This window comes from Bradyrhizobium sp. SZCCHNRI3052, from assembly GCF_032484895.1.
In the GTDB taxonomy this organism is placed as follows: Bacteria; Pseudomonadota; Alphaproteobacteria; order Rhizobiales; family Xanthobacteraceae; genus Bradyrhizobium.
Map to the genome: position 1 here is coordinate 72,947 of NZ_JAUETW010000007.1, position 23,499 is coordinate 96,445.

24 protein-coding genes are annotated in these 23,499 nt (G+C 65.8%); 10 read left to right on the forward strand and 14 right to left on the reverse strand.

All coding sequences use genetic code 11. The features are described 5' to 3' along the window. Positions 1–95 precede the first annotated feature (95 nt). Positions 96–848 (reverse strand): glycerophosphodiester phosphodiesterase, encoded by a 753-nt coding sequence (locus QW887_RS19835; protein WP_315827262.1) that lies wholly within the window; start codon positions 846–848, stop codon positions 96–98. Between the two features lie 75 nt (positions 849–923). Then, the gene (locus QW887_RS19840; RefSeq protein WP_315752981.1) at positions 924–1,391 is read right to left on the reverse strand and encodes a RidA family protein; all 468 of its coding nucleotides are present in this window, start codon (positions 1,389–1,391) and stop codon (positions 924–926) included. Positions 1,392–1,596: 205 nt separating this feature from the next. Here QW887_RS19840 and QW887_RS19845 point away from each other — a divergent pair, with 205 nt between their 5' ends. Next, positions 1,597–2,454, forward strand: a complete 858-nt coding sequence (locus tag QW887_RS19845) for a cell envelope integrity EipB family protein (RefSeq protein ID WP_315718393.1) — start codon at positions 1,597–1,599, stop codon at positions 2,452–2,454. A gap of 8 nt (positions 2,455–2,462) precedes the next feature. Here the strand turns inward: QW887_RS19845 and QW887_RS19850 are convergent, their stop codons facing one another. Together QW887_RS19850 and QW887_RS19855 are read right to left on the reverse strand one after the other, a co-directional pair. Then, complete coding sequence (locus tag QW887_RS19850; RefSeq protein ID WP_316194853.1) at positions 2,463–3,770, reverse strand: DNA polymerase IV; 1,308 nt, start codon at positions 3,768–3,770, stop codon at positions 2,463–2,465. Then, entirely contained in the window at positions 3,767–4,066 is a 300-nt protein-coding gene (locus tag QW887_RS19855; RefSeq protein WP_316165120.1) for a DUF3572 domain-containing protein, read from the reverse strand. The genes QW887_RS19850 and QW887_RS19855 overlap by 4 nt, the downstream gene beginning before the upstream one ends. Before the next feature lie 217 nt (positions 4,067–4,283). On the opposite strand from QW887_RS19855, the gene QW887_RS19860 reads away from it, so the two are divergent. The 7 genes from QW887_RS19860 (at position 4,284) to QW887_RS19890 (ending at position 10,202) form a co-directional block, all read left to right on the forward strand. Continuing rightward, positions 4,284–4,649, forward strand: coding sequence for a response regulator (locus QW887_RS19860; protein WP_008964019.1), 366 nt, complete (start codon positions 4,284–4,286; stop codon positions 4,647–4,649). 12 nt (positions 4,650–4,661) lie between these two features. After that, entirely contained in the window at positions 4,662–6,083 is a 1,422-nt protein-coding gene (locus tag QW887_RS19865) for a PleD family two-component system response regulator (RefSeq protein ID WP_315718396.1), read from the forward strand. An 878-nt stretch (positions 6,084–6,961) separates the two neighbouring features. Next, positions 6,962–7,132 (forward strand): hypothetical protein, encoded by a 171-nt coding sequence (locus QW887_RS19870; RefSeq protein WP_315740306.1) that lies wholly within the window; start codon positions 6,962–6,964, stop codon positions 7,130–7,132. 465 nt (positions 7,133–7,597) lie between these two features. Further along, complete coding sequence (locus QW887_RS19875; protein WP_315752977.1) at positions 7,598–8,005, forward strand: DUF1127 domain-containing protein; 408 nt, start codon at positions 7,598–7,600, stop codon at positions 8,003–8,005. A gap of 425 nt (positions 8,006–8,430) precedes the next feature. Then, positions 8,431–8,874: a hypothetical protein gene (locus tag QW887_RS19880; RefSeq protein WP_316194854.1), complete on the forward strand. Its 444-nt coding sequence runs from the start codon at positions 8,431–8,433 to the stop codon at positions 8,872–8,874. A 252-nt stretch (positions 8,875–9,126) separates the two neighbouring features. After that, positions 9,127–9,825: an aspartate/glutamate racemase family protein gene (locus QW887_RS19885; RefSeq protein WP_316194855.1), complete on the forward strand. Its 699-nt coding sequence runs from the start codon at positions 9,127–9,129 to the stop codon at positions 9,823–9,825. Between the two features lie 146 nt (positions 9,826–9,971). After that, the gene (locus QW887_RS19890; protein ID WP_316165124.1) at positions 9,972–10,202 is read left to right on the forward strand and encodes a hypothetical protein; all 231 of its coding nucleotides are present in this window, start codon (positions 9,972–9,974) and stop codon (positions 10,200–10,202) included. Positions 10,203–10,266: 64 nt separating this feature from the next. On the opposite strand, the gene QW887_RS19895 is transcribed toward QW887_RS19890, so the two are convergent. From QW887_RS19895 to QW887_RS19910, 4 genes are all read right to left on the reverse strand, one after another. Next, positions 10,267–11,619: a globin-coupled sensor protein gene (locus QW887_RS19895; protein WP_316194856.1), complete on the reverse strand. Its 1,353-nt coding sequence runs from the start codon at positions 11,617–11,619 to the stop codon at positions 10,267–10,269. Between the two features lie 223 nt (positions 11,620–11,842). Then, positions 11,843–12,010 carry a 50S ribosomal protein L33 gene (gene rpmG, locus QW887_RS19900; RefSeq protein ID WP_015666342.1) on the reverse strand — a complete coding sequence of 56 codons (168 nt, stop codon included), beginning with the start codon at positions 12,008–12,010 and terminating at the stop codon, positions 11,843–11,845. A 120-nt stretch (positions 12,011–12,130) separates the two neighbouring features. Continuing rightward, positions 12,131–13,456 (reverse strand): LLM class flavin-dependent oxidoreductase, encoded by a 1,326-nt coding sequence (locus QW887_RS19905; RefSeq protein ID WP_316194857.1) that lies wholly within the window; start codon positions 13,454–13,456, stop codon positions 12,131–12,133. Between the two features lie 324 nt (positions 13,457–13,780). Continuing rightward, positions 13,781–15,112, reverse strand: coding sequence for an amidohydrolase (locus QW887_RS19910; protein WP_316194858.1), 1,332 nt, complete (start codon positions 15,110–15,112; stop codon positions 13,781–13,783). 98 nt (positions 15,113–15,210) lie between these two features. On the opposite strand from QW887_RS19910, the gene QW887_RS19915 reads away from it, so the two are divergent. After that, positions 15,211–15,591, forward strand: coding sequence for a RidA family protein (locus QW887_RS19915; protein WP_316188505.1), 381 nt, complete (start codon positions 15,211–15,213; stop codon positions 15,589–15,591). 34 nt (positions 15,592–15,625) lie between these two features. Here QW887_RS19915 and QW887_RS19920 read toward each other — a convergent pair whose 3' ends face one another. From QW887_RS19920 to topA, 4 genes are read right to left on the reverse strand one after another with little or no spacing between them, the layout of a single operon-like run. Then, positions 15,626–16,384, reverse strand: a complete 759-nt coding sequence (locus tag QW887_RS19920; RefSeq protein WP_315711343.1) for an NUDIX hydrolase — start codon at positions 16,382–16,384, stop codon at positions 15,626–15,628. 40 nt (positions 16,385–16,424) lie between these two features. Continuing rightward, positions 16,425–16,871: a DUF983 domain-containing protein gene (locus tag QW887_RS19925; RefSeq protein ID WP_315711344.1), complete on the reverse strand. Its 447-nt coding sequence runs from the start codon at positions 16,869–16,871 to the stop codon at positions 16,425–16,427. After that, the gene (gene rnr, locus QW887_RS19930) at positions 16,868–19,249 is read right to left on the reverse strand and encodes a ribonuclease R (protein ID WP_316194859.1); all 2,382 of its coding nucleotides are present in this window, start codon (positions 19,247–19,249) and stop codon (positions 16,868–16,870) included. Before rnr ends, QW887_RS19925 begins: the two co-directional genes overlap by 4 nt. Positions 19,250–19,253: 4 nt before the next feature. After that, the gene (gene topA / locus QW887_RS19935; RefSeq protein WP_315711346.1) at positions 19,254–22,025 is read right to left on the reverse strand and encodes a type I DNA topoisomerase; all 2,772 of its coding nucleotides are present in this window, start codon (positions 22,023–22,025) and stop codon (positions 19,254–19,256) included. 225 nt (positions 22,026–22,250) lie between these two features. On the opposite strand from topA, the gene QW887_RS19940 reads away from it, so the two are divergent. After that, the gene (locus tag QW887_RS19940; protein ID WP_315712655.1) at positions 22,251–22,460 is read left to right on the forward strand and encodes a hypothetical protein; all 210 of its coding nucleotides are present in this window, start codon (positions 22,251–22,253) and stop codon (positions 22,458–22,460) included. A gap of 71 nt (positions 22,461–22,531) precedes the next feature. Here the strand turns inward: QW887_RS19940 and QW887_RS19945 are convergent, their stop codons facing one another. Both QW887_RS19945 and QW887_RS19950 read right to left on the reverse strand, forming a co-directional pair. Beyond that, a complete protein-coding gene (locus QW887_RS19945; RefSeq protein ID WP_410052280.1) occupies positions 22,532–22,681 on the reverse strand; it encodes a hypothetical protein in 150 nt (49 codons plus the stop codon). A 114-nt stretch (positions 22,682–22,795) separates the two neighbouring features. Continuing rightward, complete coding sequence (locus QW887_RS19950; protein ID WP_316185728.1) at positions 22,796–23,407, reverse strand: FMN-dependent NADH-azoreductase; 612 nt, start codon at positions 23,405–23,407, stop codon at positions 22,796–22,798. Between the last annotated feature and the right edge of the window lie 92 nt (positions 23,408–23,499).

Below are 23,499 nucleotides of genomic sequence, written 5' to 3' on the forward strand. Positions count from 1 at the left end.
TTGTCAAACGGGCCGGCACGGCACGCCCCGGCCGGGACGCCCCAGATGCCACGCCCTGAAGATCGTGCATCGCAGCAGCGAGTTCAAGGCCGGCGTCACGTCTCCGGCGTAAACCCCTCGAAGATCATCTGATCCGCATAGCGGGCTGCGGCGGCGCGCTGCTCGGGGGTGCGGACGGTCCAAGTCAGCAGCGGGCAGCCGAACACGTTGCGCGCGATCCAGGGGGCAGGCGCAGGCAGCTGCTCGACCCAATAGGCGACGAAATGCGGCTGGCTGCTGAAGCCATGCTTGAGATGCAGCATGCTGTCGCGCTGCGCCTGGGTCAGCTTGGCCCAGTAGCCGTCCTCGTAGCTGCGCTGCGCGACGATGCCGCGCGTCAGCGTCGGCATGGTCTCGCGCAAGGCGCGGACCTGGTCCGGATCGAACGACATCCCGACCACCGGGCCGGAGTAGGACGCCAGCACCTCGGCCATGCGCCGGACCAGCCGGCGATCGCCCTGGAACGTGCTCTTGACCTCGATGACCAGCGGCACGCGCCCGGCGATCAGGTTGCAGAGGTCGCCGAGCGTCATCATCTGCTCGTCGGTCTGCTTGAACTTGATCGCTTTCAGCTCTGCCGCGGTCTTCTCGATCAGCGGGCCGGTGCCCTCGGTGAGGCGGCCGAGATCATAGTCGTGATGCACCATGGCCTCGCCATCGGCCGACAGCTGGATGTCGCATTCGATGGCGAAGTTGCCGGCCACGGCGCCGCGTGCGGCGGCCGGCATGTTCTCGATGATGCCGCGATCAGCATCGTGCAGGCCGCGATGGGCGACGGGGCGGGCCGTCAGCCAGTCAGGTGCGCGCATTCGCCCCGTCCGTTTTGCTGGCGCATGATCTCGTCGGAAAACCGCCGCGCACTATTCCGGATCATGCGCTCTCTCTCACTCAACCTCGAACACACCTTCGACTTCCACCGCCGCGTCCGACGGCAGCGCCGACACGCCGACGGTGGTGCGGGCGTGCCGGCCCTTGTCGCCGAACGCTGCGACCATCAGGTCGGAGGCGCCGTTGAGCACCTTGGGCCCGTCGAGGAAGTCGGGCGCCGAATTGACGAAGCCGCCGAGCCGGACCACGCGCACGACCTTGTCGAGATCGCCGACCGCCGCCTTGACCTGGGCGAGCAGGTTGATCCCGCAGCCCTTCGCGGCCGCATAGCCGTCCTCGATCGACACGCCGCCGCCGAGCTTGCCGGAGGCGATCATCTTGCCGTCGGCGCCGAGGCAGACCTGGCCCGACACGAACAGCAGGTTGCCGGTGCGCACGAACGGGACGTAATTGGCCACCGGCGCCTTTGGTGCCGGCAGTGTGATGCCCTGTGCCGCCAGATTCTGTTCAACCGTACCCGCCATCTCGAATCCCCGTTCTGTCGCCTGAAAGCCGGTCCCGTGCCGGACCGCGGCCCTGTTTGGCGCAGTTGCCAGTGACATGCAAGCAGCCAGCACCGACGCGATTCCGGCGCTTTAAGCGCACGTTTCCGTGAGACAGCCGCAGTTGCGACGCAATGCAGCGATCTCTAATGTGACGGTTCAGCGATACGTCCTCCGAGGAAAACTCATGGCTCATTCGTTCCGACTGTCGATGGGAGCGCTCGCCGTCGCGGCGATCACGTTCGGTCCGGCGCAGGCCGGGGCGGCTGTGCCGTTCCTGCCGCATCAGGCGCTCTATGACCTGAGCCTGGTCAAGTCGCGCGGCTCGAGCCCCGTCAACAGCGCGCGCGGTCGCATCCTCTACAATTTCTCTGGCAACGCCTGCAACGGCTACACTTCGGAATTCCGCCAGGTCTCGGAGCTCGATCTCGGTGAGGGCAAGGTGACCCTGAGCGACCTGCGCTCCACCGCGTGGGAGGACGGCGCCGGCAAGAGCTACCGCTTCAAGATCGACTCGCGCATGAACGAGCAGGCCTCCAGCCCGGTCGACGGTATCGCCGAGCGCACCGGCGATCACATCACCGTCAAGCTCAAGCAGCCCGAGGCGAAGACCTTCACGCTCGACGGCTCGACCGTGTTTCCGACCGAGCAGATTCATCGCATCATCGCCGCCGCGCGCGAGGGCAAGTCGCTGCTCGAGCTGACGGTCTATGACGGCTCGGACAATGGCGAGAAGGTCTACAACACGCTGACCGTGATCGGTGCGCCCGTGCCGGCCGACAAGGCCGCCGCCAAGCCCGACGCCTCGACCGACAATGACGAGATGAAGAAGATGACGCGCTGGCCGGTGACGGTCAGCTATTATGACCGCGACGCCAAGCGGGCCGAGGGCGAGCAGACGCCGGTCTACGCGATGTCGTTCGAGCTCTACGAGAACGGCGTCTCGCGCGCGCTCGTGCTCGACTACAATGATTTCGTCATCGCCGGCGCGCTTGGCAAGTTCGACGTCAAGGACGTGAAGGACGGCAAGCCGTGCAGCAATTGACCGGAGCATCATTCCGTCTGCTCCGGCCCGTCATAGGCGATGCCGCGGATGACCGCGGCCTGGCCGAACTTCTTGCGTAGCGCATCGATCGCGCGCTCGGCCGAGGCCGAGCGGCGGTCGAGCATGTCGGTGTCGGAGGCCTCCGAGCCCGGGCGCAGCGCGCTGACGCCTGCGCCCATCAGCCGGAACGCCGTGCCGTCGGTCTCGCGCGCCAGCATCTCCTTGCAGATTGCGAAGATCTTGCCGGCGAGCTGCGTCGGCGCCGCGATCGATTGCGAGCGCGTTCGTTGGCGGAAGTCCGCGGTCTTCAGCTTCAGCGTTATGGTCGACCCGGCGAGCTGGCTCGCCTTCAGCCGTGCCGACACCTTCTCCGACAGCCGCCACAGGGTCTTTTCCAGGGTCGCGTAGTCGCGGATGTCGGTGTCGAAGGTGGTCTCGCTGGAGATCGTCTTGGCGCCGCGATCAGCCACGACCTTGCGGTCGTCGATGCCGCGCGCCAGCCGCCACAGCCTGCGGCCGTCACCGCCGAACTGCTTCATCAGCTCGATCTCGTCGGCACGCTGCAGGTCGGCGATGGTGCGGAAGCCATGGTTCGCCAGCCGCTGTTGCGTGGCGGGGCCAACGCCGAAGATGAAGCCGACCGGCTTGTCGGCCAGCATCGCCGGCGCCTCGTCCTGGCCGAGCGCGGCGAAGCCGCGGGGCTTGTCGAGATCGGAGGCGATCTTGGCGAGGAACTTGTTGCAGGACAGCCCGACCGAGACGGTGATCCCGATGCGCTGCTCGATCTCGCGGGCGAAGCGCGCCAGCACCTTTGCCGGGATCATGCCGTGGACGCGCTCGGTCCCGGAGAGATCCAGGAACGCCTCGTCGATCGACAGCGGCTCGACCAGCGGCGTCAGCGCCTGCATGGCCTGCCGGACCTCGCGGCCGACGCGGACATATTTCGCCATGTCCGGGGGAATCACGACCGCCGCGGGACACAGCTCCAGCGCCTTGAACATCGGCATCGCCGAGCGCACGCCATAGGTGCGGGCGATGTAGCAGGCGGCCGACACCACGCCGCGCTTGCCGCCGCCGATGATGACGGGCCGGTCGGCGACCTCGGGATTGTCGCGCTTCTCGACGGTCGCATAGAACGCGTCGCAGTCGATATGGGCCAGCGTCAGCGCGGGCAGGGCGCGATGGCGGACGAGGCGCGGCGAGCCGCAGACCGTACAGCGGCGCGCGCCATCATCGAGGTCCGTCAGGCAGTCGCGGCAGAAGCAGGCCGGCCCGGCGACCGCGCGCGACCCGCTCGCTGGCGCCCGCTCGGTCACGGCACGTCGCGCTCCCACTGCCGGTCGCCCAATACCTGCCGTGCTGCCATGATATTGGTCGGATGTAACTTGGAGTGGGCGGCAAAAGCCTTTACCGTCTCGTCGTCGCGCAGCATGAAATCGAGCACGCTGACCAGGAAATTGGGGTCGGCCGCCGAGGATCGCAGCGTCTCCGGCCCAATCCCGGTCTCGGCCAGGAAGCGGCCCAGCCGCTCCGGTTCGCCGGCCAGGAAGCCGAGGGCCTGAACTGCAACGATTTCAGCGACTTCGCGCGGATTTCGAACGGGCTTTTTCAACGGCGGATTTGCCTTTCCGTTAACTTGTCGGCTCTACTTTGCGCCCATCATGCCCGAGTCTTCGGAATGGGTTCAAGCAAGTGGAAACCATCTCGGGGAAAGATCGAATACCGACTTAACGGCTTAGAACGAATCTGGGGCTAGTTTGAATTAGATGAGTAGCGGTGGACAGGCGTCCGCCAGAGGACATGCCGGTGTCAGTGATTCGGAGGGGCGGATGGGCAAGACCGTCCTGATCGTGGAAGACAATGAGCTCAACATGAAGCTCTTCCGCGATCTGTTGGAAGCCCACGGGTACCAGACGTCCGGTACGTCCAGCGGCGTGGAGGCGCTCGACATCGTGCGCCGGACCCGCCCCGATCTGATCCTGATGGACATCCAGCTGCCGCAGGTCTCGGGCCTGGAAGTGACGAAATGGATCAAGGACGATCCGGATTTGCGTGCCATCCCGGTGGTGGCAGTGACGGCCTTTGCCATGAAGGGCGACGAGGAGCGCATCCGCGAGGGTGGCTGCGAAGCCTATCTTTCCAAGCCGATCTCGGTCGGAAAATTCATTGAAACGGTACGCCGCTTTATCGGCTAAGGAGTTTCTGCAGTGTCCGCGCGTATCCTCGTCGTCGACGACGTCCCGGCCAACGTCAAGCTGTTGGAGGCGCGGCTGTCGGCCGAATATTTCGACGTGCTGACCGCCGCGAACGGCGCCGAGGCGCTGCAGATCTGCCAGCGCGCCGAATGCGACATCATCCTGCTCGACGTCATGATGCCGGACATGGACGGCTTCGAGGTCTGCCGCCGGCTGAAGTCGAATCCGGCCACGCATTTCATTCCGGTTGTCATGGTGACGGCGCTCGACAGCCCGTCCGACCGCGTGCGCGGCCTGGAGGCCGGTGCCGACGACTTCCTGACCAAGCCCGTCTCCGACGTCGTGCTGATCGCGCGCGTGCGCTCGCTGACGCGGCTGAAGATGATGACGGACGAGCTGCGCATGCGCGCGCTGACCTCGCTCGAGATCGGCGTGCAGGCGCCCGAGCGCAACGCGGTTGCCGACGCCGGCAAGGGCGGGCGGGTGCTGCTGGTCGACGACCGGCCGTCGTCCTACGAGCGGCTCGGGCCGATGCTGGCGACCGAGCATGCCATCGACGTCGAAACCAATCCCGCCGAGGCCGTGTTCAACGCCGCCGAAGGCAATTACGACCTCGTCATCGTCTCGCTCGACCTGAACGATTACGACGGCCTGCGGCTGTGCAGCCAGCTGCGCTCGCTGGAACGCACCCGGCAGGTGCCGATCCTCGCGATTGCGGAAGCCGAGAACAATTCGCGGCTGCTGCGCGGCCTGGAGATCGGCGTCAACGATTATCTGCTGCGTCCCGTCGACAAGAACGAGCTGCTGGCGCGCGCCCGCACCCAGATCCGCAAGCGCCGCTACACCGACCATCTGCGCGACAACGTCCAGAACTCGATCGAGATGGCGATCACCGACGCGCTGACGGGCCTGCACAATCGCCGCTACATGGAGACGCATCTTTCGACGCTCGCCGACCAGGCCGCGAGCCGTGGCAAGCCGCTGGCGCTGATGATGCTCGACATCGACTACTTCAAGTCGATCAACGACAATTACGGCCATGATGCCGGCGATGACGTGCTGCGCGAGTTCGCCATGCGCGTGCGCAAGTCGATCCGCGGCATCGATCTCGCCTGCCGCTATGGCGGCGAGGAGTTCGTCATCGTGATGCCCGAAACCGACCTGCACGTCGCCGGCATGGTCGCCGAGCGCTTGCGGCGCTCGGTCGCCAACGAGCCGTTCTCGGTGCACAAGGGCGAGAAGCGCATCGAGGTCACGACCTCGATCGGGCTGTCGACCCTGGAGCAGAAGGGCGAGCCGATCGCCGACGTCATGAAGCGCGCCGACAATGCGCTCTACCGCGCCAAGAACGAGGGCCGCAACCGCGCGGTGGCGATCGCCCCCGTGCATCAGCCGGCGCCGTTCCTGCCGCAAGCCGCCGGCCGCGGCCGCTAGAGGGGCAGGGCGGCGGTCCCGTGTGACCGCCGCTGAGCATCCGTTGCTGGCGAATAGCGTCATCTTTCTCCACATCGTCATTCCGGGGCGCGCGGAGCGCGAGCCCGGAATCCATAACCACGATCGGGAGTATGGATTCCGGGCTCGCCCTACGGGCGCCCCGGAATGACGGCGAGTGCGGAGCCGATTGTTTCCACACATCACTCTTCATCCTCGCCGCGCCTCCGCGCCCGAGTTGTGCCATTCAAAGCCCTCTTCGAGAACAGAGGGCGCAGGGAAGGCCGGGTGCTGGTCGCACCCATGGTCCGCGTGCAGAAAGAAAGCACGCGGCAGAACCACAGGTACGAGCCGGACATCCGGCCCTCCCTGCGCGATGGCTTTACGGCTTACTCCGCGCTCTCCCCGGGGACCGGCGTTCTTGCCCCCGTCGCGAGCGCGCTTCGTCGCAGCGCCCGCTTGGCCTCAGCATCGGGAGGCCAGGACCACACGGCTTCACCGCGCGCATCAGGATGTTCGTCGGCGCGGACAAGCCACGCTGCAACCCGACACGCCCACCGCAGCCCACCTCACGCTCGTGACGATCGCGATGCGCCCCTCTTGGCGAGGTGGGATGTGCAGGGGGATAGCATGAATTCTGGAAAAGCGAAAGTAAAAAATTGCGATCTGGATAGCCGGCGAGAGCGATCTCGTTGAAAGCGTTCGAAAAGTTAGTCTTCGGCGCAGGACCGTCTCGGGGGCGCTCGATGGGGAGATCGCTTCCTCATCTCAATGCTTCAGGATGGACCCCTGATGATCAGGCCGACGCTGATCGGCCCTACGAACTTCAGGCGTCTCATGTTAGCTTGGTTGCGGCGTTGCTCTCTTGTTAGGGAAAAGGCATGAAGCCGCTTCGCATGGGTGTTTTGGCCGGCGTGCTGATGTTGTGTGGAGTCTTGGTCCTCGAAGCGCTCGGTGTGCAGACCAACCTTTTGGTTTTCATGGTCTTGGGAGGCGTTTCGGGCTCGCTGGCTGACATCTTGGATCGGTTCATGGCGGGGCGCGGTACGTAGCGCTGGTCAGCGCGCAAGGCCGGATGGTTGTGGACTCATTCCGACGTATCTCAGACGAGAGAGCGTCTGATGTTTGTGGAGTGTGCCCGATGTGGACTTTTCAGCTGGTAGTCCGCACTCCGTAGGGCGGATCAGCGCGCCGCTTCACGTTCGCCGCAAATCGGCAGATTGAGCTGACGCCAATCCGCCCGCCGTGCTCGCGCGGTCGATCTACAACAACTCGCCGCCAGGATGTGGGGCGCCCAAATATCCCTTGATGTTGCGTGCGTGCCATGATACCTTATGTGACATGAGCAAATCGGTCCGCATCGTCAACTTCTATCACATGACCCGCTTCGGCTGGGCCGTGGAAGGAGTCGCGCGCTAGGAATTGGACGTTGCGATCGTTTCACCAGGCCCCGCCGGCATCGGACGGGGCCTTTTGTTTGGCCACGCTCCCTGCCGGCATAACAGCAGGAGCAGAGGATGCCACCCCATCAGACCAACGCGACGATCGACGCTGCCCACGTGTCGGCGCTCAACGTCGATCTCTCGATCGCGTCAATCACCGACGCGATCGACAGCGTGCAGCCATCGATGCAGTCCGAAGCGTCGATCGCAGCGTTGCGAGACGTGTCGCCAGAAAAGGACGCGGCCGGTCCGCCGGCAACGCCGACCTGGCCGATCATCCGCTTGATCGGCTGGTGCTGGCGCGCGATCCAAGAATGGCAACGCCGCGAGAGCGTGCGGGACTGCCTGCATGACCTGAGCGAACGCGAGCTCACAGATATCGGCATCACGCGCGCCGAGATCGAGCACATCGCCGCGCTGCGGACGCTCGACAGGTTGAGGGATGATCCATATCCGGGCGGCGTCTCGCGTCGGGGAATGTAGTTGGTCGTTGAAAGTGGCGACGCAGGGATAACCGACCAACAGCGCGAGATGGTCGCCGCGACGTCATTGCGAGCGTCAGCGAAGCAATCCAGGGTCCCGCACACGACTCTGGATGGCTTCGCTGCGCTCGCAATGACGGAGGTGAGATCGCGCTTATCTATGGACACTATCCTGCCGGAGAGGTCGTCTGCGGGAGTTCGGCGGGACACGAGCCTCGCATAGGTGCTCATCTGCGAGCGCAGGAACTACATGCCTTGATCTGGCGCAATCATCGTGGTACCGACAAACCATGATCAACGTCGTGCGCAACTCCAACCGCAAACATACGACCCGCTGCAGCCGGGCCGTGGGAGGAGTCGTGCGCTAGGATTTCGACGACACGATCATTCCACCAGGCCCCGCCGGCATCGGACGGGGCCTTTTGTTTGGCCACGCTCCCTGCCGGCACCACGCAGCAGGAGCGACCGATGCCACCCCAGACCCATCTCACAGACGAGATCGCCCGCAATTCCGCCACGCGCGATCGCCCCCTCTCATTGGTGAAGAACGCGGCGCACCAGGCGCCAGCCGCGCCGCGACCCAACGCATCCGTCACGGTGCTGCGTGACGCGTTGTCGGAAAAGAATGCGGCCGGGCCGCCGGGCATCTCGGCTCCGGGGCTGTTCGGCCTGCTCGCGGGCTATTGGCTGGTGTTTCAGGAAGGCCGTCGGCTCAGGCGGATGAGAGTCGATCTATGCGACCTGAGCGAGGCACAACTGGTGGATATCGGCCTGACGCAAGGCGATCTCGACCATATCGCAGCCCACCGCGCGCTCGAGCGCCTGAGATTCGACATAGCGAACGCCATGATGTCCCGTGGCGTGATGTAGCTGCGAACAGGCCAGTGCGAACAAATGTCTCGGCAGGGCGGATCAGCGTGATCGGCCCTGGCGATGTCGTGCGCGCGATCTGTTGCAACCGCGTCATTGTAAGCACAGCGAAGCAAGCCAGGGCTCAGCAAGGACTCTGGATTGCTTCGCTGTGCGCGCAATGGCAGAGGATGGTGCGCGGTGGGGTGATGTTCACCCTCGGCCGCTTTTCGCGCTATCATCGTCGGCAACGTTGATGGAATGGAACGACGAATGGCAAAACATATCGGCATCGTCGGCTGCTCCGCCGAGGGCGCGGCGCTCTGCTATCGCACGATCTGCAAGGAGGGCGCCGACCTGCTCGGGCCGCATGCCCATCCCGAGGTATCGATGCACACGCCGTCGCTCGCCGACTACGTGGCCTGCCTCGATCGCGGCGATCTCGCTGGAGTCGCCGAGCTGATGCTGACCTCGGCGCGCAAGCTCGCCGCGGCCGGCGCGGATTTCCTGATCTGCCCGGACAACACCATCCACCAGGCCCTGCCGCTGGTGCTGCCGCGCTCTCCGCTGCCGTGGCTGCACATCGCCGACGTGGTCGCGACGGAAGCGGTCAGGAGAGGCTACGGGCGTATCGGCATCACCGGCACGAAATGGCTCGTCGACAGCAATGTCTATCCGGATAGCTTGACCGCACACGGGCTGGCGTTCGTGCGTCCGGAAGAAGCCGATCGCATCGAAGCCAACCGCATCATCATGGATGAGCTGGTCTACGGGCGGTTCGAGCCGCCCTCCGTCGCCGCGTTTCAGGCGATCATCACGCGGCTGAAGGAGGAAGGTTGCGACGCCGTCGCGCTCGGCTGCACCGAGATTCCGCTGATCATCGACGATGCCAACTCGCCTCTGCCGACGTTGGATTCGACGCGTCTGCTCGCGCGTGCTGCGCTGGCGCGGGCCACGTCCTGCGCCGGCTGAGAATTGCGGCAAGGCGCTGACCGTTCAGAGCGGGATGTGCAGGCAGCATTGGCTGCGACGCTCGCCATCCGGCCTTCGGACGCGCAGTTCCGTCGGAACCCCCTTGGGCGGGAAACGTTTTGTTTCAGCCCAAGGAGGAGCGCCCAATGAAGAAGCTGATGTTCGCGGTTGCCGTGTCGCTGTCCGTTCTGCCGTCGTTCGCCATGGCTCAGGGCCATATGGGGACGCCGCAGGAGCAGAAGGCGTGCGCGCCCGACGCCAAGCGTTTCTGCCGCGCTCAGCTCGGCGACGACTTCGGGGTCCAGAATTGTCTGACGCAGAACCGGGCCAAGCTGAGCAAGCGCTGCTCGGCGGTGTTCCAGAGCCACGGGATGTAAGCCGGCGCGCAGCGTCGCGACGTCGCAGGGCGGACGGCCAACGCCGATCCGCCCTTCTTTGTAGTCAGGCCGCACGGACCCTGCGCAAGAATTTCTCCAGCTCATCCTTGAGGTGATCGCTCTCGCGCGACAGCGAGTGCGCGGATGACAGCACCTGCGCGGAGGCGGTGCCGGTGGCGCTGGCGCCCTTGCTGACGTCGCCGATGTTGCCGACGACGCGCGCGGTGCCGCCGGCGACCTCCTGCACGTTGCGAGAGATCTGCCCCGTCGCGGCGCCTTGCTGCTCGACGGCGGCGGCGATGCCGGCGGCGATCTCCGAGATCTGCTGGATGGTGCCGCCGATCTGCTTGATCGATGCGACCGAGGACTGCGTCGCGCTCTGAATGCCTTCGATCTGCTGGCCGATTTCCTCGGTGGCCTTGGCGGTCTGCGACGCCAGCGCCTTGACCTCGGAGGCCACCACCGCGAAACCGCGGCCGGCATCGCCGGCGCGCGCCGCCTCGATGGTCGCGTTCAGCGCAAGCAGGTTGGTCTGGGCGGCGATCGAGGTGATCAGCTTGAGCACGTCGCCGATGCGCTCGGCGGTGCGCGACAGCTCGCTGATGCCGACATCGGTCTGCTCGATCTGGCGAACGGCCTCCTTGGCAATGGTGGTCGATTCCCTGACCTGCCGCCCGATCTCATGGACCGAGGAGGTCATCTCCTCGGCGGCCGAGGCGACCGACTGCACGTTGGTCGAGACCTGGCCCGAGGCCGAGGCCGCGCTGGCCGACAGGTGCTGGGTCTGCTCGGCGGTCTTGCTCAGCGTGTTGGCCGAGACCTCGAGCGTGCGCGCGTCCGCATGGACCTTGTTGATGATCTGGCCGACGGTGGCTTCGAACTCGTCGGCCATGCGTTGCATGGCGACGTGCTGCTCGGTCTTGGCCGCATCGAGATAGACCGAGATGGCGAGATCCATGTCGATCATTGCCGCCTTGGTGATCGCAGCCTGCAGCGCGGCCTTCTTCTCGCGGGCCGCCTGGCCGCCGAACCAGCCGTCCGCGATCTCCGTCTCGATCGCCTTCTGCAGCCCGGTCACGATCAGCGAATAGCCGGCGATGTACCAGCGCGGCTCCAGCCCCATCCGGTTGTGGGCCTGGCCGATCCTCGTCACGGACTTCACATAGGCATCGTCGAACTTCGCGGTCGCCAGCGACATCCAATGGTCGAGCTGGGCCTTCGAGGCGTGCCGCATCGCGGCCTGGCTGGAGAACATCTTGGCGAGATGCGGGACCTTGCCGACATGGGCGTAGAACTGCTCCAGCAGGCCGGGCAGCACCTTGCCGATCAGCGGCCGCAGCTCCCGCAGCGCCTCTCGGGTCGCATTGTCGATGCCGATGAAATCGAGACGGGACTGCAAAGTCTGAGGATCGGTCATCACTGGTCTGCCGGTAAGATAAGGAGGGAGACGCTACGGGGGGTGCGCCGCTACCCCAAATCGCATGGGTTTGGTTGATGGCTCCTTAAGTCGGGAACCAGATTCAGCCGCAGCCAATGGACCGATCAGATGGGGGACGGCCCGTGCCCCGGGAGTGGCAGCATCGCGCGCAATAAAAAACGGGGCCGAAACGGCCCCGTTGAAGTCGCAGCAGACCGCGATCTTACTTGATCTTGGCTTCGCGGAATTCGACGTGCTTGCGCGCGACCGGGTCATACTTCTTCTTGACCATCTTGTCGGTCATGGTGCGCGAGTTCTTCTTGGCAACGTAATAGAAGCCGGTGTCGGCGGTCGACACGAGCTTGACCTTGATGGTGACCGCTTTGGCCATGTCTTGAACCTCTGGAATCGGGATCGGGGGTGGGCACCGGCCAAAGAGGGGGCGCCGTTGGCGGGCAACCTACCCAGCCAGCCCCCAAAGTCAAGGTTTGAGGGCCAGATTCTGGGGTCCCTAGGCCGCGAAGAAGCGGTTTTTCGGTCGGGGCAGGCCGAGATTGTCCCGCAGGGTCGGCCCCTCATACTCCGTCCGGAAGATCCCGCGGCGCTGCAGCTCGGGAATCACCTTGTCGACGACGTCGTCGAGCCCTGCGGGGAGGAACGGGAACATGATGTTGAAACCGTCCGACCCACGGCTTTCCAGCCACTCCTGCATCTGGTCGGCGATCGTCGTGGCGGTGCCGACGAAGGACAGACCGCCGTAGCCGCCGACCCGCTGCGCCAGTTGCCGCACCGTGAGCTTGTCGCGTGCGGCGACATCGACCAGGCGCTGGCGGCCGCTCTTGGAGGCGTTGGTCTCGGGGATATCAGGCAGCGGACCGTCGGGATCGAAGCCGGAAGCGTCGGTGCCGAGGATGACCGAGAGCGAGGCGATGGCGCTGTCGTAATGCACCATGCTGTCGAGCAGCGCGCGCTTCTCCTTCGCCTCGTCGACGCTGTCGCCGACCACCACGAAGGCGCCGGGCAGGATCTTCAGATGCTCAGGATCACGGCCGATCTTGTCCATGCGGCCCTTGATGTCGGCATAGAGCTTCTGCCCATCGGCGAGGCTGCCGCCGCCTGTGAACACGGCCTCCGCGGTCTCCGCCGCGAGCTGCTTGCCATCCTCCGAGGCGCCGGCCTGTACGATCACCGGCCAGCCCTGCACGGGGCGGGCGATGTTGAGCGGGCCGCGGACTTTCAGATATTTGCCCTTGTGGTCGAGCACGTGCATCTTGTCGGGATCGAAGAACAGCCCGCTCTCGACGTCGCGCACGAAGGCATCGTCGGCAAACGAATCCCACAATCCGGTGACGACGTCGTAGAACTCGCGGGCGCGCTTGTAGCGCTCGGCATGCTCCATGTGGTCGTCGAGCCCGAAATTCAGCGCGGCATCTGGATTCGACGTGGTGACGATGTTCCAGCCGGCGCGGCCGCCGGAGATGTGGTCGAGCGAAGCGAAGCGGCGGGCGAGGTGATAGGGCTCGTCGAAGGTGGTCGATCCGGTCGCGATCAGGCCGATATTCTCGGTCACCGCCGACAGCGCCGAGAGCAGCGTGGACGGTTCGAACGACGTCACGGTGTGGCTGCGCTTGAGCGCATTGATCGGCATGTTCAGCACGGCCAGATGATCGGCCATGAAGAAGGCGTCGAACTTGCCGGCCTCCAATTTCCGGATGAGCCGCTTGAGATGCGCGAAGTTGAAATTGGCGTCCGGCCAGGCGCCGGGATAGCGCCACGCGCCGGTGTGGATGGAGACCGGACGCATGAAGGCGCCGAGCTTGAGTTGACGGGGAGCCATGGGGTGTCCGTGGATGGTTGATCTCTTGAGCAGATAGGAACTCGCCCGATCCGCGTCAGCAACCCACGGCAGAACACGATTTCGTTTTTGCGGTCGTGCGCAGCACGCTCATTCTGTCGTGAGGCAATACAGGTTACGCAGCAAATGGTGTCGTCCCGGCCTTGAGCCGGGACCCATACTCCGTGAACTACGCCATGTGAGCACAGTCTCGACCACCGGGGCCCACGACAGATTCCGCGGTATGGGTCCCGGCGTTCGCCGGGACGACACTTTTTGGTGGCGTAGGGCTGCCCGTCTCATGGCGAGTCATTCGTGGCCGGACAACTAATGCCTCCGTGCGCGTGCATCGAACGCCGACAGCACGGCGAGCGTCATCGCGGTGACGCCGGTCTCGATGGTCGGCTTGGGCACCGGCGCGAACAGCTGCGAGCGGTTCGGCGGCAGCCGCGGACCACCATGACGTGCAGCCGCGACGCGCTCTGGATCATAAACGCCGATGTTGAAGACCATCGATGGCACGCCGGCCTTGACGTACTCCGCATAGTCGTCACTTGCGGTGCTCGGCGGCGATCTCGTCAACCTGTCGCCGAACGCCGCCTTCAGCACCGGCTCGGCCGCCGCGACGAGCGCGTCGTCGTTGATCACGGCATCCGTCCGTTGCTCCAACTCGATACCGGGCCGCGGAGCGCCGGCCATGGCCGCCACAGCCATGGCGGTTCGCTCGATCTCTCCCAGCATCTTGGCGCGGGCCTCCGGCCTGAAGCTCCTGATGGTCACGGGCATGACCGCGTCGTCCGGGATGATCTCGCTGGCGGTGCCGCCTTGGATAACTCCGACGAGGACGCCGGGCTCGGTTGGGTCCTTCTCGCGGCGGATCACGCTCTGCAGATCGACAAGGAAGCGTGCCGCCATCATGATTGGCTTGATGGTGGTATGCGGCGCCGAGTCATGGACACCGCGGCCATAGAAGCGGATCGACAGGCCATCCATGCTCGATGAACCGACGCCGACCCGATACGTTACATCACCATGTGCGAAGCCGCCGCTATGCAGCGCAAAGCCGACATCGGGTTTCGGAAAGCGGGTGAACAGGCCGTCGGCCAGCATCGCCTTCGCGCCCGCGACCTCCTCCTCGGCGGGCTGGCCGACGAACATCAGCGTGCCCTTCCACTTGTCCTTGAGGCCTATGAGCGTCCTGGCCGTGCCGACCCAGCTCACCATGTGCACGTCGTGGCCGCAACTATGCGCGACGAAGGTCACGCGCCCGTTCCAATTGGCCGTGTCGCGGCTCGCATAGGGCAGGCCGGTCTTCTCCTCCATCGGCAGCGCATCGAGCTCGGTGCGCACCATGATGGTCGGGCCCTCGCCATTGCGATAGAGCGCGACGAGTCCGGTCTTGCCGACCTTCTCGGTGACCTCGAAGCCGACGCTGCGCATCTCCTCCGCAAGCTTCGCCGCCGTCTTGACCTCCTGGAAGGCGAGCTCCGGATGGGCGTGCAGGTCCTTGTAGAGCATGTCGAGCGCCGGGTCGTCGCGCTCGAGCGAGGCCGCGATCGTCGATGTCAAGGCTGCGACGTCGAGCTCGGCATGGGCCGGTGGCGAGGCCAGCGCGATCAGCGCGACCGACGCGAATAGACGCCCGAGAGACTGCTTCATGGATTGGCTCCACGATACGTGTGGCCTACTCTACGACCCATCGGCTTTGCCGCCCAGCACGTCTTTCGGCATCTTCGCGGCTTGCAAGGAGCACTGGCTTGTCAGAGAGGCTCAACATCTCCTCGGGCTATCCATTCGAGGAGACCTACGGCTATGCGCGGGCGGTGAGGGTCGGCAACCAGGTCTTCGTCTCGGGAACGACTGCGCGCGGTATCGATCTGGACAGCGATGCCTTCGGCCAGGCAACGAGCGTGATGGCCATCATCGCCGGCGCCTTGCAGCAGGCCGGGGCGGATCTCCGGCACGTGGTGCGGACGGTGGTCTACGTGACCGACATGGCGGACACCGACGCGGTGGCCCGCGCGCATAGCGAGGCCTTCGGGGCAGTGCGGCCCGCGAGCACGCTGGTGAAGGTCGCGGGCCTCACGCCTGAGAGGGCACGGGTCGAAATCGAGGTCACCGCCATCGTTCACGACTGAGCATCGCCGCGGCGGGGCGCCGTGAGCAGTGCGATCACCCGCCCAGCACGTCCTTCTGCATCTTGCCGCCGTAGAAATGGAAGAACGGCACCGGGGCGTCGTGGCGCAGCGGGCCGGTGGCGAGGCGGCGGTCGAGCTCGTGGAGCACGTTCTTGGTCATCGGGTGCAGATCGGCGAGCGGCTTGGAGCCGAGCTCGACCCAGACCAGCTCGACCAGCTCCGCATCGGCGTGGATCACGCCGTCGACGCGATGGGTGATGGCGGAGGCATCGGCGGTGAAGAAGCGCGTGTCGAAGCGCTTGATGCGGCCGGGCGGGGTGATGGCGCGGGCGATCAGGAACAGGCCGGAGGGGTCGGGCAGCAGGCCGGCGTCAGCGAACGGCGCCCATGGCCCGTCCAGTTTCGGCGCGGAGCCGCCGACCTTGCGTCCGAGACAGAGACCGGTTTCCTCACAGGCCTCGCGGATCGCGGCGACGGCGAGCGACTTCGCGCGCGAGGCCGTCGTCTGCGGCTTGCCCTTGAACAGATTGGCTTCGAGCTCGGCCGGCATCGGCGCTGCGACGGGGATGCGATGATCTGACTTGTCGACGCGGCCGCCCGGGAAGACGAACTTGCCGGGCATGAACACGACCTTGTCGTGGCGCTTGCCGACCAGCACCTTCGGCACCGTGCCGCTGCGATCCACCAGGATCAACGTCGCAGCATCCTTCGGCTTGGTGTAGGGATGATGGTCGGCTTCCTTCTCGGCCGGCTTGCCCGCCGCTGCGCCCGTGGCCTGTGCCGTCTCGCTCATGTCCTCCCCGCTTTTTCTTATTCGTTGATTGTCTGGTCGCTCAGACCGGCGGAATGCCTTCCACCGGATTGTCGTCGAAGCCGTGCATGCGGAACGCCCATTGCAGCCCGACGACGGCGCCCTTGACCGGCTGAATCAAGGCGAGCGCGGCGACCAAGGTCACCGGCAGATAGATCGCGAGCTGCAGCGCCACCGGCGGCGCGTAGTTGGTCTCGATCGAGAGCACCAGCGGCACGATGATGTGGCCGACGATGACGATCACGAGATAGGCTGGAAGATCGTCGGCGCGATGCCCGGAGAAATCCTGGCCGCAGCGGTCGCAGTTGTCCGCGACCTTCAGGAAGGCGCGGAACAGCTTGCCCTCGCCGCAGCGCGGGCAGCGGCCGCGCAGGCCGCGCTTCATCGCTGTCCAGACGTCGCGCTTCTCGGCGAGGCCGGTGTCGCGCGTCCACGTCTGCGGGGGCAATGTGCTGGGCGTTGAGGTCATGGCGTCCACGATCTGCCTTTCTTCGATGTGCCGGGCTTGCGTTTTGCCCCTGCCGTTTGACTTTCCTTGCGGTTCTTTTCTTTGTGCTTCGGCCGCGCCTCGGCCTTGGCGCGCTTCGTTGCCTTGCTCTTGGCCCTTGCCTTGATCCCGGCCTTGCCCTTCGGCCGCTCGCGGCGGCCGTGGCGCGAGACAAGCACGTCGGCCTGCGTCAAGAGTTCGAAGCGCAGCGCGCCGGCCACCGGCTGAGCTTCTACCAGACGCACGTCGACGACGTCACCCAGCCGGTGCATGGCACCGCTGCGCTGGCCGATCAGCGCATGCCGCGTCTCATCATAGTCGAAATATTCCGTGCCGAGGGTCCGGATCGGAACCAGGCCGTCGGCGCCGGTATCGTCGAGCTTGATGAAGAGGCCGGCGCGGGTGACGCCGGAAATGCGGCCCTGGAACGTCGCGCCGATGCGGTCGGCGAGGTGGTGGGCGATCAGGCGGTCGGCTGTCTCGCGCTCGGCCTTCATCGCCCGCCGCTCGGTGACCGAGATCTGCGCCGCGACCTCGGTGAGATGATCCGGCGTTTCGCTGTCGGGCAGGGCGCCGTCACCGAGGCCCAGCGCGCGCAGCAGGCCGCGGTGCACGACGAGGTCGGCATAGCGGCGGATCGGCGAGGTGAAATGCGCGTAGCGGCGGAGGTTCAGGCCGAAATGTCCGTAATTGTCGGTCGAATATTCCGCCTGCGCCTGCGAGCGCAGCACGACCTCGTTGACGAGATGCTCGTAGTCCTGGCCGGCCACCAGCGTCAGCACGCGGTTGAACAGCGATGGCCTCAGCGCGCCGCTCTTGGCAAAGGGCACGTCGAGCGTCTTCAGGAATTCCTGCAGCGCATGGATCTTCTCCACCGTCGGCTCGTCATGCACGCGGTAGATCAGCGGCAGCGCCTTCTTCTCCAGCAGTTCGGCCGCGGCGACGTTGGCCGAGATCATGAACTCCTCGATCAGTCTGTGGGCGTCGAGGCGCTCCGGCACGACGACGCGGTCGACCGTGCCGTCTTTCTTGAGCAGGATCTTGCGCTCGGGAATGTCGAGGTCGAGCGGATCGCGCGCGTCCCGGCCGCGCTTGGCGACCTCATAGGCGGCATAAAGCGGCTTCAGGATCGGCTCGAGCAGGGGACCGGTGACGTCGTCCGGCTTGCCATCGATGGCGGCCTGCGCCTGTGCGTAGGACAGTTTGGCGGCCGAGCGCATCAGCACGCGGTGGAACGAGTGCGAGCGCTTGCGGCCGTCGGCCCCGAGCACCATGCGCACGGCGAGCGCGCCGCGCGCTTCGCCCGGCACCAGCGAGCACAGATTGTTGGAGATGCGCTCCGGCAGCATCGGCACGACGCGGTCGGGGAAGTAGACCGAGTTGCCGCGGATCAGCGCGTCGCGGTCGAGCGCCGATCCCGGCCGCACATAGTAGGCGACGTCGGCGATGGCGACATGGACAATGAAGCCGCCGACATTGTTCGGATCGGGATCCGGCTCGGCATGAACCGCGTCGTCGTGGTCCTTGGCATCGGGCGGATCGATCGTGACCAGCGGCAGCTCGCGCCAGTCCTCGCGGCCCTTCAAGGTCGCGGGCTGCGCGGCTTCGGCCTCAGCGACGGCTACGGCCGAGAAGTCCATCGGGATCTCGTGGGCATGGATGGCGATCAGGCTGATCGCCTTCTCGGTCGCGACCGAGCCGTAGCGCTCCTTCACCCGGCCCGAGGGCAGGCCGTAGCCGCGGCCGCGCAGCAGGTCGACGCTGATGAGATCGCCGTCCTTGGCGTCCTTGGTGTCGGCGGGGGCGATGGAGAGCTCGCGTCCGGCCTGCTTCTTGTCGACCGGAATCAGGCGGCCGCCGCCGCCGGGATTGCTGCGGAAAATGCCGAGCACGCGCGGCCGCGCCTGATCCAGCACCTTGAGGACGCGGCCGCGATAGGAGACGCCGCCATCATCCTTGATCGCCTCGACCCGCAGCAGCGCGCGGTCACCGACGCCGGCCACCGAGCCCGGCCCGGCATGACGCGGCGTGTGGATGCGGATGCGCGGCGGCTCGGACTGCTCGGCCTCGTCCCACTCGGCCGGCTTGGCGATCAATTCGCCGTCGCTGTCGCGCCCGGTGATGTCGGCGACCAGCGTGGCCGGCAGGGACGCGGTCTCGACGACTTTCTTGCGGCCGCTCTTCTTCACCGTGCCGTCGGCGACGAGTTCGCGCAGCAACTGCTTGAGCGCGACGCGATCGGCGTTCTTCAGGCCGAACGCGCGGGCGATGTCCTTGGTGCCAACCTTGCCCGGATTGGCGCGGATGAAGGCGACGATGGCCTCCCGCGAAGGGAAGCCGATGCCGCGCTTTTGGGTCATTTTCTCATCCGCGGGCCTTGCCGGCGCTTTTCTTGGGCGTCGCCTTGGTCGCAGGCTTGGCCGAGGTCTTGGCGGCCTTGGCAACCGGCGCACGCGCCTTGCTGGTGGAGTCTGATTTCGGTTTGGCGGCCGCCTTCTTCGCCACGGCCTTTTTCGCCGGCTTCGGCGTGTCGTCGTCGCCGCCGGTCTTCGGCTTGGCCTTGCTGGCAGCCGCTTTGCTGGCAGCCTTGGCCGGCTTCGCAGCAGCCTTGCCCTTGGCCTTCTTGCCGCCGCCCTTGGCGGCGCGCTCGTCGAGCAGGACGATCGCCTCGGCGAGCGTGATCGTATCCTTTTCCTTGTCGCCGGGAATGGTGGCGTTGACGCCGCCGGCGGTGACATAGGCGCCGTAGCGGCCGGCCTTGACGGCGACAGGGCCGAGCGAGGGATGGTCGCCGAGCGCCTTGCCGGGATCGGCGCCGAACCGCTTGCTCGGGCCCTTGGCGATCTTCTCGGCGATCAGGGTGACGGCGCGGTTGAGGCCGATGTCGAACACCTCGTCGCCGGCCTCCAGGCTCGCATACGTCTTGTCGTGCTTCACGAACGGCCCGAAGCGGCCGAGATTGGCGATGATCGGCAGACCCGTCTCCGGATGGATGCCCACCTCACGCGGCAGCGACAGCAGCTTCAGCGCGTAGTCGAGCTCGAGGCTCGCGGGCGACGTCCCTTTCGGGATGCCGGCGCGCTTCGGCTTCTCGCCCTCGGCGTAATCCTTCTGCTCGCCGAGCTGGATGTAGGGGCCGAAGCGGCCGGCCTTGACGACGACGTCGAGGCCGGTGTCCGGATCCTGGCCGAGCACGCGGTCGGCCGCGGCCTCGCTGTCGGCGGCGAGCGGGCGGGTGTAGCGGCATTCCGGATAGTTCGAGCAGCCGACGAAGGCGCCGAACTTGCCGGCCTTGAGGTTGAGCCGTCCGGTGCCGCAGGTCGGGCACTGCCGGACATCGCCGCCATCGTCGCGCGGCGGGTAGATGTGCGGCCCCAGCATCTCGTCGAGCGCGTCGAGCACCTGCGCCACGCGCAGATCCTTGATGTCGTCGACGGCGCCGATGAAGCCGGTCCAGAAATCCTTCAGCACCTGCTGCCAGGCGATCTCGTTGTTGGAGATGCGGTCGAGCTGCTCCTCGAGATCCGCCGTGAAATCGTACTCGACGTAGCGGCGGAAGAAGTTCTCCAGGAAGGCGATGACGACGCGGCCCTTGTCCTCGCCGTGCAGCCGCTTCTTTTCGAGCTTCACATAGCCGCGGTCCTTCAGCACCTGCAGGATCGAGGCATAGGTCGAGGGCCGGCCGATGCCGAGCTCCTCCATGCGCTTGACCAGCGAGGCCTCCGAGAAGCGCGGCGGCGGCTCGGTGAAATGCTGGGTGACGGCGAGATTCTGCCGCTTCAGCGGCTCGTTCGGGCTCATCTGCGGCAGGCGGCGGCCGTCCTCGTCCTCCTCGTCGTCGCGGCCTTCCTGATACAGCGCGAGGAAGCCGTCGAACTTGATGACCTGGCCGGTGGCGCGCAGCTCCAGGGTGCGGGCGCCGGCCTTGGCGATGATGTCGACGGTGGTGCGCTCCAGCTCGGCGGATTCCATCTGGCTCGCGATGGTGCGGGTCCAGATCAGCTCGTAGAGCTTGGCCTGGTCGTCATCGAGCCGCTTGCGTAGCTCGGCCGGCTTGCGCGACAGGTCGGTCGGGCGGATCGCTTCGTGCGCTTCCTGGGCGTTCTTGGCCTTGGCCTGGTACTGGCGCGGGCTCTCCGGCACATATTTGTTGCCGTAGATCTCGCCGATCACCTTGCGGGCCTGGGTGATCGCCGAGCCGTCGATCTGCACGCCGTCGGTTCGCATATAGGTGATGAGACCGGTGGTCTCGCCGCCGATGTCGATGCCTTCATAGAGACGCTGCGCGATGCGCATCGTGTGCGCCGGCGCGAAGCCGAGCTTGCGGCTCGCTTCCTGCTGCAGGGTCGACGTCGTGAAGGGCGCCTGCGGGTTGCGGCGCGCCGGCTTGGCGTCGACGGTCGCGACCGTGTAGCTCGCCGCGTTGAGCGCGGTCTTGAAATCCTCGGCCTCCGCGCCGGTGCCGATGTCGAGCCGCTGGATCTTCTTGCCATCGGCGCCGACGAGACGCGCCTCGAAGGTGTCGCCGCGCGGCGTCGCCAAGGTTGCGATCAGCGACCAGTATTCGCGCGGCACGAACTTCTCGATCTCCAGTTCGCGATCGCAGACGAGGCGCAGCGCGACCGACTGCACGCGTCCGGCCGAGCGGGCGCCCGGCAGCTTGCGCCACAGCACGGGAGAGAGAGTGAAGCCCACGAGGTAATCGAGTGCGCGGCGCGCCATGTAGGCGTCGACCAGCGCACCGTCGATCTGCCGCGGATGCTTCATCGCCTCCGAGACGGCCTGCTTGGTGATGGCGTTGAAGACGACGCGCTCGATCTTCTGATCCTTGAGCGCGCGCTTCTCTTTCAACACCTCCAGCACATGCCAGGAAATCGCTTCGCCCTCGCGATCAGGGTCGGTGGCGAGAATCAGCCGGTCAGCGCCCTTCAGCGATTTGGCGATGTCGTTGAGTCGGCCCGCCGCCTTGGGATCGACCTCCCAGATCATGCGGAAATTCTCGTCCGGATCGACGGAACCGTTCTTGGCCGGAAGGTCGCGGACATGACCGAAAGAGGCCAGAACCTCGTAGGAGGAGCCCAGATACTTGTTGATCGTCTTGGCCTTGGCAGGCGACTCCACGATGACGATATTCATGTATTTCCAATGGCTTAGTGGAAGGATTGAAGCTGGCTTCGCGGGATTCGCGCCGGCTGCGTTGACCCGAACATGGGTGGTGAGGGGGTTCCTGTCAAATCGAGGGATGTTGAAAGGCGATTGCGTTGGACCGGCGAAGTACCTATCAGGTTGTACGGAGCACGATGAGAACCGCGCTCTCTTGAGGTTGTTTTTCGTCAAATTCCTTATGCTGGGTGACGGTTGTTGGCCAAGGCAGCGGACAAAAGCGACCCGGACGTCGAGGCGATGGTGGAGGATCCCGACGCCGCGGCGGCGCTGATCGCCGAGGTGACGGCCAGCCTGTCGCATCTGGCGCAGCGCCATCGTCTCGACATGCTCGATTACCTCCTGCGCATGGCGAACCTTGAGGCCGAGGAGCATCTGAGGCTGCGCAGCCGCCGCAGGCTCTGCTGACGGCCGCCCGCGCTCACCGCCGCGGGGCGAGGGTGGTTTCTCCGGCGCCAGCACCCGGCCGTCCACCGCAGTCAGCAGCGCTTGCGAACCGGCCTGCGGTTCGCGCGGTCGACGAGCGCGGCGGCGATCTCGTCGGGGTGCTCGTCGAATTCCTCGCTCCACTGCCGCAGTGCGACCAGGATCGGAAACAGGCCGCGGCCCTTCGGCGATGGCGGTGCCACGAGCTCGCCGGCCGGAGCGCCGATCTTTCGGGGCTAACCGGCCGGGTCGGTGGCGGTTTGAGACCTGCCCCCGGGATTGAAAGCGGTGGCTGCCGGCGGCAGCCACCGCGGGACTCAAGCGGCGAGACCGCCGGCCGTCTGAATCGCCTTCGCCAGCGCCTGCTCGCGATGCTCCGGGCCGATCTGGACACCGTCGGCCGCAACGAATTCGAGATCCGTGACGCCGATGAAGCTGAAGACGCTGCGCAAATAGGTCTCCAGGTGTTCAAATGCCGCCATCGGCGTGTCCGCGCCGTAATGGCCGCCGCGCGAGACCGCCACGATAATACGCTTGCCACCGGCCAGGCCTTGCGGGCCGTTCGGGCCATAGGTGAAAGTCTTGCCCCTGACAGCGATGCGGTCGACCCAGGCCTTGAGCTGGCTCGGGATGGAGAAGTTGTACATAGGGGCGCCGATCACGACGATATCGGCGGCCAGGAACTCCTCCAGCACGGCCTGTCCGGCCGCGACATCAGCTTTCACTGCGGGATCCTCAACGGGCGCACCGTATGCGACGGCGACATGCGTTCCGGACAGATGCGACAGCGGCTCGGCTGCGACATCTCGGTAAGTCACCTCCAGCCCCGGCGTGATCTGGCGGAGCCGTGCGACGATCGCGGCGGACACCTGACGGCTGACGGAGTTGGGGCCGAGCACGCTGGAGTCGATGTGGAGGAGGAGGGTCATTGGTCAGTTACCTCGGTATTGGTTTGTAACTGGCGCACTATGAGTGACTATGCTGTAACCCCACAAGAACGCACATTTTTGAAACCCGGGCA